The 10,658-nt window shown below is 70.3% G+C and carries 9 protein-coding genes; 2 read left to right on the top strand and 7 right to left on the bottom strand.

Translation table 11 applies throughout. The features are described from left to right. Nucleotides 1-5 precede the first annotated feature (5 nt). Both nusA and rimP read right to left on the bottom strand, forming a co-directional pair. A complete protein-coding gene (gene nusA, locus ABEG18_RS24590) occupies nucleotides 6-1,604 on the bottom strand; it encodes a transcription termination factor NusA (protein ID WP_406855666.1) in 1,599 nt (532 codons plus the stop codon). A 4-nt stretch (nucleotides 1,605-1,608) separates the two neighbouring features. Then, nucleotides 1,609-2,427, bottom strand: a complete 819-nt coding sequence (gene rimP, locus ABEG18_RS24585) for a ribosome maturation factor RimP (RefSeq protein ID WP_406855665.1) — start codon at nucleotides 2,425-2,427, stop codon at nucleotides 1,609-1,611. A 304-nt stretch (nucleotides 2,428-2,731) separates the two neighbouring features. Between rimP and ABEG18_RS24580 the strand changes: the two genes are divergently transcribed. Then, on the top strand, nucleotides 2,732-3,826 hold the full coding sequence (locus tag ABEG18_RS24580) for a DUF2336 domain-containing protein (RefSeq protein ID WP_406855664.1): 1,095 nt from the start codon (nucleotides 2,732-2,734) through the stop codon (nucleotides 3,824-3,826). A gap of 88 nt (nucleotides 3,827-3,914) precedes the next feature. Further along, nucleotides 3,915-5,009, top strand: coding sequence for a DUF2336 domain-containing protein (locus ABEG18_RS24575; protein ID WP_406855663.1), 1,095 nt, complete (start codon nucleotides 3,915-3,917; stop codon nucleotides 5,007-5,009). Nucleotides 5,010-5,013: 4 nt separating this feature from the next. Here the strand turns inward: ABEG18_RS24575 and ABEG18_RS24570 are convergent, their stop codons facing one another. The 5 genes from ABEG18_RS24570 to ABEG18_RS24550 all read right to left on the bottom strand — a co-directional run bounded on the left by ABEG18_RS24570 (nucleotide 5,014) and on the right by ABEG18_RS24550 (nucleotide 10,656). Then, nucleotides 5,014-5,703 carry a tRNA (guanine(46)-N(7))-methyltransferase TrmB gene (locus tag ABEG18_RS24570; protein WP_406855662.1) on the bottom strand — a complete coding sequence of 230 codons (690 nt, stop codon included), beginning with the start codon at nucleotides 5,701-5,703 and terminating at the stop codon, nucleotides 5,014-5,016. A gap of 10 nt (nucleotides 5,704-5,713) precedes the next feature. Next, the gene (metK, locus tag ABEG18_RS24565; RefSeq protein ID WP_406855661.1) at nucleotides 5,714-6,904 is read right to left on the bottom strand and encodes a methionine adenosyltransferase; all 1,191 of its coding nucleotides are present in this window, start codon (nucleotides 6,902-6,904) and stop codon (nucleotides 5,714-5,716) included. Nucleotides 6,905-7,300: 396 nt separating this feature from the next. Next, entirely contained in the window at nucleotides 7,301-7,771 is a 471-nt protein-coding gene (locus tag ABEG18_RS24560; protein WP_406855660.1) for a helix-turn-helix domain-containing protein, read from the bottom strand. A gap of 152 nt (nucleotides 7,772-7,923) precedes the next feature. Next, complete coding sequence (gene lnt / locus ABEG18_RS24555) at nucleotides 7,924-9,525, bottom strand: apolipoprotein N-acyltransferase (protein WP_406855659.1); 1,602 nt, start codon at nucleotides 9,523-9,525, stop codon at nucleotides 7,924-7,926. A gap of 9 nt (nucleotides 9,526-9,534) precedes the next feature. Continuing rightward, on the bottom strand, nucleotides 9,535-10,656 hold the full coding sequence (locus tag ABEG18_RS24550) for a hemolysin family protein (RefSeq protein ID WP_406855658.1): 1,122 nt from the start codon (nucleotides 10,654-10,656) through the stop codon (nucleotides 9,535-9,537). Between the last annotated feature and the right edge of the window lie 2 nt (nucleotides 10,657-10,658).

The raw sequence follows: 10,658 nt of genomic DNA, 5'->3' as shown, positions 1-10,658 counted from the left end.
GAGGCTCAGGCCTCGGCCGCCTCTTCGTGCTCGCCGGTCTCGGCCTCCGCCGGGACGGGGGCCTCGATCCAGCCCGCCTTGACGCGCGCGGCCATGATGATGGCCTCGGCCTCCTCGCGGGAGATCTCCATGCCGTCCAGGAAGCCGGCGTGCCGGGTGGTCTCGCCGCCCTTGCGCTCCGTCCAGCCCACCAGGTCGTCCGTGGCGCAGCCCGCCAGGTCCTCGACCGTCTTCACGTCGTTCTCGCCGAGCTTGACGAGCATCGCCGTGGTGACGCCCTCGACTTCCTTGAGCTCGTCGGCGACGCCCAGCTCCAGGCGGCGCGCGTCCAGCTCGGCCTCGATGCGGCCCAGATATTCGCGGGCGCGGTTCTGGATCTCCTCGGCCGTGTCGTCGTCGAAGCCCTCGATGGAGGCCAGCTCGGCCGGGTCCACATAGGCGAGCTCCTCGACCGACCGGAACCCCTCGGAGGCGAGCAGCTGGCCCACCACCTCGTCCACGTCCAGCGCATCCATGAAGATGGTGGTGCGGCTCTGGAATTCCTTCTGACGGCGCTCGGATTCCTCGGCTTCGGTCAGGATGTCGATGTCCCAGCCGGTCAGCTGCGAGGCGAGGCGCACATTCTGTCCCCGCCGTCCGATCGCTAGAGATAGTTGGTCATCCGGGACCACGACTTCAATACGCTCGGCGTCCTCGTCGAGCACGACTTTCGCGACTTCGGCCGGCTGGAGGGCGTTGACGATGAAGGTCGCCACGTCCGGGGACCACGGAATGATGTCGATCTTCTCGCCCTGCAGCTCGCCGACGACGGCCTGCACGCGCGAACCGCGCATGCCCACGCAGGCGCCGACGGGATCGATGGACGAGTCCCGCGAGATCACCGCGATCTTGGCGCGCGAGCCCGGGTCGCGGGCCACAGCCTTCACCTCGATGATGCCGTCATAGATCTCCGGCACCTCCTGGGCGAAGAGCTTGGCCATGAACTGCGGATGCGTGCGCGACAGGAAGATCTGCGGGCCGCGCTGCTCGCGGCGGACGTCGTACACATAGGCGCGGATGCGGTCGCCGGGGCGGAACACCTCGCGCGGCACCAGCTCGTCGCGGCGCACGATGCCCTCGCCGCGGCCGAGGTCGACGATGACGTTGCCGTATTCGGCGCGCTTCACGACGCCGTTGACGATCTCGCCGATGCGGTCCTTGAACTCTTCGTACTGGCGGTCGCGCTCGGCCTCGCGCACCTTCTGGACGATGACCTGCTTGGCCGACTGGGCGGCGATACGGCCGAAGTCGAAGGGCGGCAGCGTGTCGGCGATGGTGTCGCCGACCTGGGCGGCCGGGTTGAAGCGCTGGGCGTCCTGCAGGGCGATCTCGACGGCCGGGTTGTCGACCTGATCGACCACGTGCAGGTAGCGCGACAGGCGCAGCTCGCCCGTCTTGGCGTTGATGTCGGCGTGGACCTCGGTCTCGGTGCCGTAGCGCGAGCGGGCCGCCTTGGCGATGGCGTCCTCCATGGCGGCGAGGACGATCTGGCGGTCGATGACCTTCTCGCGGGCCACCGCGTCGGCGATCTGCAGAAGCTCGAGCCTGTTGGCGCTGACGGCCATGATGTCACTCCTTCTCCGTCCGGCCCTGGCGGGACGCGGTCGCTGTCTTTGTCATGGGGGTGCGGGACGGCTCGCCGGCGGCGGGCGGGCTCTCCGGGCGCGCCTTGCGGCCGGGTCCCTTCTTGTTCGCGGCCTTGGCCTTGGCGATGGCCTTGGACGACATGGTCTTGGCCGGGCCCTTGGCCCGATGGGCCGGAGCGGCCGGGCGGGCCGGAGCCGCTTCGGCGGCGTCCTCGTCCTCGGACTCGTCTCCCTCCTCGTCCACGGCCTCCCCGCGCAGGGCGGCCTTGCCGCGGCGCAGGGACTCGCGCACGAGCTCGTCGGTGAGCACCAGGTTGGCCTCGCCGATATCCGCCAGGGGCAGGCGCACGCGGCGCTCCTCCTCGGGCTTGGAGTCGTCCCGGTCGACCAGGGCGAAGCCCTCGTCCGAGCCGACCACGACGCCCTTGAAGCGCTTGCGGCCGCCGATCGGGACCGCCATCTCGACCTTGACCAGGTGCCCGGCCCAGCGGTCGAAGTCGGTGGCGCGCACCAGCGGCCGGTCGATGCCGGGCGACGAGATCTCCAGGTGATAGGCGCGGTCGACCGGGTCGTCCACGTCGAGGGCCGGAGACACGGCGCGGCTCACGGCCTCGCAGTCGTCGACCGTGAAGGAGCCGTCCGGCCGCTCGGCCATGATCTGGACCGTGCAGCCGTTCTGGCCCGAGATGCGGACCCGGACCAGCCGGAAGCCGAGATCGCGCAGCACGGGCTCGACGATCGCGCCCACGCGGGCGGCGACGCCGTGCTCGGTGATCATCCTGGGTTCGTCGATCTCAGCCAAAGAAGTCCTCGCAACCGGCCCGGCGTCCTCGCGACGCACAGGCCTAAGCCAAAAAGAGCGGGTCCGGCGGGACCCACTCTCACATTTCGATCACAACGACCGAGATGAGATGTTCTGGATGCCGCGCACTATACGCATCCGGCCCCGAGATGCAAGGACCTCGCGCGCCGGCTCCTGGCGAAGGGGACTGTCCGGACCCGGCGCCGAACCCCGACATTAGCATTTTTCAAGCCGAAACTGGGCCGCGCTTACGTTTTGGTGAGGTTCATCCGGCATCCTCGCGTCATTCGTGCAGGATCCTGTGATGCAGCCATTGAAATCCGTCGTGTCCGAGGTCGAGGACTCCATCGCCAGCGGGGAGGACGCCCGCCGGGTGGACACTCTGCGGCGCATCACGACGTTGTTCATCGAGCAATCGCCCCAGCTGAACGACGAGCATGTGGCGGTTTTCGACGAGGTCATCGTCCGGCTGGCGCATGAGATCGAATTTCGGGCCCGCGTCGAGATGGCGGAACGCCTCGCGGACGTTTCCAACGCGCCGCTCAAGACGATGCGCGACCTCGCCTTCGACGAGAACGTGGCCGTGGCCGGGCCGGTGCTGGAGCGCTCGACGCGGATCGCGGAAGCCGACCTGGTCAGCATCGCCGAGCAGCGCGGACAGCAGCATTTGCTGGCGATCTCGGGCCGGCGCGACCTGCCGACGGCCGTGACCGACGTGATCGTGACCCGCGGCGACGAGCATGTCGTGCGCAAGGTGGCGAACAACGAGACCGCCAAGTTCTCCGAGACCGGCTTCACCCGGCTGGTGGAACGCGCCGCCGAGGACGCCGAGCTGCAGGACATCCTGCACGGGCGCGGGGACGTGCCGGCGCATCACGCCTCGGCCCTGATCGCGGCCGCCAAGGAACGCGCCCGGGCCGAGATCATGGGCTCCATGTCGGGCCGGACCGACCTCGTCAACGAGGCCCTCGATGTGGGCACGGACGCCGTGATGGCCGGCGCCGGACCCGTCGTGTTGCTGGCCGACCTGATCGCCGCCGAGCCGGAGGTGACCGCGCTGGAAAATCGCGGCGGCCTGACCGAAGAGGCGATCGCCCGCTACGTGAAGACGGACAAGCTCGCGGCCGCGCTGGTGGGCCTCGCCCATGTGGCCAAGATGCCGGCCGAGATGGTGGCCAACGCGTTCGGCGCGCCGCATTTCGACCCGCTGCTGTTCATTGTGCGCGGCGTGCGCTTCAGCTGGCCCACCTTCAAGGCGCTGCTGCTCGTGAAGGCCGGCCGGGACGCCCCGCAGGCGCTGCTGAAGAGCGCCTTCGCCAGTTATGAGAGCCTCTCGGTGCCCACGGCCCAGCGCGTGATGCGCTTCGTGGCGGCGCGCCAGCGCGTCGCGCCGGACTGACGCCTCCGGCGACCGGTCGCATTTGAACGATCCGGTTGAGGTTCGCCATACTGTTCTCGCCTAAGTTGCTCTGACAAGGAGCACGACGATGGCGACACACCTCCCCAGCGACATCGCCGCGACGCTGACCAGCGGCGGCCCCGAACGGCGCCTGCAGACGCTGCGCAGCGTGACCGACCTGTTCCTCAAGCAGGCCGGCATGCTGCATGACGAGCAGGTCGAAATCTTCGACCAAGTGATCGGCCAGCTGGCCCAGCGGATCGAGGCCTACGCCCGGGCCGAACTGGCCGAGCGCCTCGCCGACCTGCCCAACGCCCCTCCGGACACCATTCGCCGCCTGGCGCAGGACGAGATCGAGGTGGCGCGCCCCATCCTGGAGCGCTCGCCGCGGCTGTCGGACGCGGACCTGATCTCGATCGCGCTGACGCTCGGCCGCGACCACCTGATGGCCATCGGCGAGCGCCGCGACCTCCCCGAGGCCGTGACGGACGTGCTCGTCGAGCGCGGCGACGCCGGGGTGGCGCAGGTGGTGTCCCGCAACGCGACGGCCCGGATCTCGACGACCGGCTTCGGCCGCATGATGGAGCTGGCGCAGCGCGACGGCGCCCTGCAGCTCGCCCTGGGCGAGCGCGAGGATCTCCCGCCGGGACATCTGCAGGCGCTGATCCGGATGGCCGGCGACGTGGTGCGGGTGCGGCTGGCCTCGCTGTCCGACGCCCGCATGGCGAGGCTGGTGGAGGCGGCCGTCGAACGCGGCGCGACGCGCCTCGTCGACCAGGGCGCGCAGGCGCGGCGCATCGAGGCGCGCGACATCGAGGAGGTGACGCTGCGCTTCCAGCGCGGAGACCTCACCGAGCAGGACGTCGCCCGCTACGCCCGCGAGGGCCGCCGGGCGCAGGCGCTGGCCGCCCTGGCCCTGCTGGCGCGCTTGCCCCGCAGCATCGCCGACCGGGTCTTCGTGGATCCCGACGAGGATCTCCTGCTCATCGTCTGCAAGGCGATCGGCTTTTCGTGGGACACCGCCCACGCGCTGCAGCGGTTCCGGCTCGCTTCGGCGCACCGGCCCTATGACGCGGAACGGCTGCAGGACAGCTTCGACCGGCTCAATCCCGAGACGGCCAAGCGGGTGATCCGCTTCCTGCACGCCCGCGAACCGATCACGGCGGGCCGCACCGTCCAGTAGCCGGTCAGCGGCGCCGGATGCGCAGATAGGACGGGGGCCGGCCCTCGCGCAGGGCCTTGGCCTCGTAGCGGGTGCCGGGCCAGCCCGGAAACGGCTCGCGCCAGTCGGCGGCCCCGGCCGCCTCCCAGACGAAGTCCGGCGAGCGCAGGACGCGCGCCAGCGTCCACCCGACATAATGGTCGATGTCGCTGGCGAACCAGAAACTCCCGCCGGGCCGCAGGACGCGGGCCAGCTTCGCCAGCATGGCGTCCGACACGAAGCGCCTTTTGTGGTGGCGCCGCTTGGGCCAGGGATCGGGATAGAGCAGGATCACGCGCGCGATCGAACCCGCCGGCAGGGCTTCGACGACGTCGGTCGCGTCGGCGTCGTAGAGGCGGACATTGTCGAGCTTGCCGGCGTCAATGGCGGCGAGGAGCTTGGCCATGCCGTTGACGAAGGGCTCGCAGCCGATGAAGCCCACATCGGGGTTCTGGCGGGCGCGGGCGAGCAGGTGCTCGCCGCCGCCGAAGCCGATCTCGAGCCAGACCTCCCGGACGGGGCGGCCGAACAGGCCGGCCGGCTCCGCCAGGTCCCGGGCGGGGTCCACCCGCAGGGCGGGCAGCAGGGTTTCGAACAGGCCGGCCTGTCCGGCCCGGAGCTTCTTGCCCTTGCGGCGGCCGAAGAACGCGCCGCCCTCGCCTGCGGCGCCGGTCATCGGGTCCGCCTCAGGCCAGGCTGCGCAGGCTGTCCGCCAGGTCCGTCCGCTCCCAGCTGAAGCCGCCGTCTTCGTCAGGGGCGCGGCCGAAATGGCCGTAGGAGGACGTGCGGGCGTAGATGGGCCGGTTGAGCGCGAGATGCTCGCGGATGCCGCGGGGCGTCAGGTCGACCATCTTCATCAGCTCCGCCTCCAGGCGGCCTTCGTCGATGTGGCCGGTCCCGTGCAGGTCGACATAGATCGAGAGGGGCCGCGCCACCCCGATGGCGTAGGAGAGCTGCAGGGTGCAGCGGTCCGCCAGGCCTGAGGCGACCACGTTCTTGGCCAGGTAGCGGGCCGCATAGGCGGCGGAGCGGTCCACCTTGGTCGGGTCCTTGCCGGAGAACGCGCCGCCGCCGTGCGGGGCCGCGCCGCCATAGGTGTCGACGATGATCTTGCGGCCGGTGAGCCCGCAGTCGCCGTCCGGGCCGCCGATGACGAACTTGCCGGTGGGATTCACGTGCCAGACCGTGTCCTTGCCGATCCAGCCGTCCGGCAGGGCCTCGCGGGCGTAGGGCTCCACGATGGCGCGCACGTCGTGCGACGACAGGCTCTCGTCGAGGTGCTGGGTGGAGATGACGATCTCGGCCACGCCGACGGGCTTGCCATTCTCATAGCGCACCGTGACCTGGCTCTTGGCGTCCGGGCCGAGCACGGCGCTCTCGCCGGACCGGCGGGCCTTCGACATGCGGGCCAGGATCTTGTGCGCGTAGTAAATCGGCGCCGGCATCAGCTCGGGCGTCTCGCGGCAGGCGTAGCCGAACATGATGCCCTGGTCGCCGGCGCCCTCGTCCTTGTTGCCGGAGCTGTCGACGCCCTGGGCGATGTCGGCCGACTGGGCGTGGAGGAGCACCTCGATCTGGGCCGTCTCCCAGTGGAAGCCGGCCTGCTCATAGCCGATGTCGCGCACGGCCAGCCGGGCGACGTGGCTGAGATAGTCGCGCGTCAGGGTCGCGGGGCCGCGGGTCTCGCCCGCGATCACGAGGCGGTTGGTGGTGGCGAGCGTCTCGCATGCGACCCGGATGTTCTTCGGGTCCCAGCCCTGCTCCGGCCCGACGCGGTAGAAGGCGTCCACGATCTCGTCGGAGACGCGGTCGCACACCTTGTCCGGGTGGCCTTCCGACACGGATTCGCTGGTGAACAGATAGCTGGAACGCGCCACTGGGTCCTCGCATGTCCGGCGGTGGCCAGACATCGCCACCCTGATGGCGAATTTCCTGACAGGGAGCGTTCTTCCGGTCAAGCCGAAATGCCGGATGCGTTCGTTACTCCGAACGCCGGGGGGCGAGCGCGAGCGAGCGCCTCGGGCCTGCGGTGCGAATCGGACGTTCGCATCCACTCCCTCCGTCATCCCCGGCGCGCCGCAGGCGCGGGACGGGGATCCAGAGAGGCCGGGCGCCTGGCGCGGGCGGAGAGGCGGGGCTGGATCCCCTTTCCCTCCGCGGCTGCGCCGCTCCGGCCGGGGATGACGGCGGAGGGTGCGCCTCTCGAGCGCCTGAGGCTTCCGGCGCAATCGCGCCGGCAGGACCGCCGCGCCATGGGGGCGCGGCGCTCCGGATCACTCGGCGACGAGAGCCGGCACTTCCGGTTCGGCCAGCACGGCGACCGGCTCGGCGAGGATGCGGTCCTCCTCGACGCCGGCGAGCGACGTCACGAGGTCGACGATGCGGCGGCGGATCTTCGGATCCTTGATCCGCAGGAAGGCGCGGTTCAGCTGGACGCCCTCGTTCGTGGCCAGGAAGTCGGCCACATAGGTGGTGTCCGCGACGTCGCGGAAGCCGGATGGCTCGTTGTCCGGCTGCGGCGAGCCCTCAAAGAAGAACTCGACGGGCATGCCGAGGATCTTCGAGATCTGCTGCAGGCGGCTCGCGCCGATCCGATTGGTGCCCTTCTCGTATTTCTGCACCTGCTGAAAGGTCAAACCGAGCGCCTCGCCGAGGCGCTCCTGGCTCATGCCCACAAGGACGCGCCGCATGCGCACACGGCTGCCGACATGCTTGTCGATCGGGTTTGGAGCCTTCTTGAGCATCGAGTCCTCCGGATCACTGTCCCGCGGCGCTGCCCCCAGTCGCCGCACCGCGTTCGTCTCCGGACTGCTTGGGACGCAACATCAATAATGAAGTGCAACCCGGCAAAGCGACCCACGGTTGAGTCGACCGTAGTGCAACTTGCTGATAATTGTCAAACTGCGTTCTGCCTTATGGTCAATCCGATCAGCAGAAATGCCAAGCCGAGCATCAGGGCCGTTGGTCCGTCGCCGGCGCGGCTGAACAGCGTGGCCTCGATCGGCTTGGGCAATCGCGAGTCGAGCACGCCGTCCACGCCGAGCGGCAGCGAGCCGAGCACGCGCCCATAGGGATCGATGACGGCCGAGATCCCGTCATTCGCCGCCCGCACCATGGGCAGGCCTTCCTCGATGGAGCGAAGCCTCGCCTGGGCGAAATGCTGGTGCGGGCCGGGCGTCAGGCCGAACCAGGCGTCGTTGGTGAGGTTGATCATCAGGCCGGGCTCGCCCTGTTCGGGACGGGCCTGGCCGGGAAAGATGGCTTCGTAGCAGATCAGCGGCGCGGCCGGCGGCAGGCCGGGCGCCTTGAGCATCTTGCGTCGCGCGCCGGCCTCGAACCCTCCTGGAGCTACGACGAATTGCCGCAGCCCGAGCGCCGTGAGGGCGTCGTTGAAGGGCAGATACTCGCCGAACGGCACCAGATGGGCCTTGTCCGAGCTGTCCAGGATGGAGCCGTCGTCGCCCACCACCTGGACGGCGTTGAAATAGCGTCGCCCGCGTTCGCCCGGCAGCGGCTCGGCCGACCGCACCGCCCCGGTGATGAGCACCGCGCCCTTGGGCAGGAGCTGCGCGATCTGGGCCAGCGCCGTCGGATCGCGCGCGAGCACGAAGGGGAAGGACGATTCGGGCCAGAACAGATGCGTCACGCCGGCGACGCCGCTGTTCTCGGGCGAGGTGGCCCGGTCGCTCATCGACAGGTAGCGCGCCATGATGGCGTCGCGGTTCTCGGGCCTGAACTTGTCATCCTGCGGGATGTTCGGCTGGACGATGCGCAGCCGCACGCCCTCCTGCATGCCGGGGCGCCCCGTCTGCAGCCGGACGAGGCCGAAGGCCGCCAGCAGCGCAAGCGCGGCGGCCGCCAGCAGGGGCGCGGTCCAGCGCTCGGCCGGGCGCATGGCTGAGCCGAACATCGCCGGCGAGGCGCAGATCAGCACCGTCAGGAAGGTCAGCCCGTGCAGTCCCGCCACCGAGGCGAACTGCGCCAGCACGAGGTGGGAGCCCAGCGCCATGCCGAACTCGTTCCAGGGAAAGCCCGTGAACAGGACCGCACGCAGCCATTCGGTCGCCGTCAACGCCACCGCCAGCGCCACGATGCGCATCGGCCCGGGCGTCCACAGCACGCGCGCGATGGCGAAGGCGAGCGCCGTGTAGAGGGCGAGCACCGCCGGCAGCCCGACGACGCCCAGCGGCATCAGCCAGGCGAACTGGTCCGCCTCGACCAGGAAGGCGGATCCCAGCCACCACAGGCCCGCCACGAAATAGCCGAAGCCGAAGAACCAGCCCGCCAGGGCCGCGTGGCCGAGCGTGGCGCGGGAGAGCCGCCCGACATCGGCGGCCGAGCCGTCCAGGATCCAGACGGCGATCGTGAACGAGACCGCCAGCGCGGGCAGCGCGCCGAAAGGCGGCATCGCGAGCGCGCCGACCGCGCCGGCCAGGAAGGCCAGCAGCAGCCTGCGCCATCCCCAGACAAGGATGATCCGATGGGCGAGGTTCTTCATCGGGTCCGATCAGCCTGACTTGGCTTCGAAAGGCTTGGGAGGGTTCTGGCCCGCCGGGGCCGCCGGGGCCGCCTTGGCCTCCTCGCCCGTCGCATCGGGCGGGGGCGGCGCGGGCAAGGCGAGGGGCGGCTGCGGCCCGTTCAGGCGGGGTTCGAGCGGATTGGCGTGGATGCGCAGCCGCTTGATGCGCCGCGGATCGGCGTCGAGAATCTCGAACTCCACCCCGGACGGGTGCTGGATCACCTCGCCGCGCACCGGCACGCGCCCCACCAGGGCGGCGATGAGGCCGCCCAGCGTGTCCACGTCCTCGGCCAGTTCGCCATGGACCAGATCGGCCCCGAGCTCGGCCGAGGCCTCCTCCAGGCTGGTGCGGGCGTCCGCCAGATAGGACCCGTCCGGCGCGCGGGTGATCATCGGGGCGTCCTCGAGGTCGTGCTCGTCCTCGATGTCCCCGACGATGATCTCGACGAGGTCCTCGATCGAGACCAGCCCGTCGGTGCCGCCATACTCGTCGATGACCAGCGCCATGTGGGTGCGCGACGCCTGCATCTTCACCAGGAGGTCCATGGCCGGCATGGACGGCGGCACGAACAGCACCGGGCGCAGGATCTTGGCGGCCGAGAGCGGGATGGCGAGGTCGACCTTGCCGAGGTCGGGCGCGCCGGCCGGCAGCGAGCGCCGGCGGCCGGGCGGACGCGCGGTCTCGGCGCGCATCGCCATGTAGTCGAGGAAGTCGCGGATGTGGACCATGCCGCGCGGGTCGTCGAGGGTCTCGGCGTAGACCGGCAGGCGCGAATGGCCGGCCGTGCGGAAGACGCGCAGCAGGTCGCCCAGCGTGGTCTCGATCGCCACCGCGACGATGTCGGCGCGCGGCACCATGACGTCGTCGACCCGGTGGGTGCGCAGGCCGAGCACGTTCTTGAGCATCGCCCGTTCCTGGGGCGAGAACTCGGCCCCGGATTCGGCCAGCGCCTCCTCCAGGTCGTCGCGGACCGACTGGGCGTGACGGATCCCCAGCCGCGCCAGGAAGCGGTCTATGAAACTTTCGCCCGGCGCTTCGCGGGATTCGGAAGAGCCGGACGGCCTGGGCGATCCGCCCGCGGCGCCGGAATGGGAATCGTCGGAGGTCATGG

Source organism: Alsobacter sp. KACC 23698 (assembly GCF_045348435.1).
In the GTDB taxonomy this organism is placed as follows: Bacteria; Pseudomonadota; Alphaproteobacteria; order Rhizobiales; family Beijerinckiaceae; genus Alsobacter.
The sequence above is the reverse complement of the archived record's forward strand: the minus strand, read 5'-3'. Positions and strand labels throughout refer to the sequence as shown.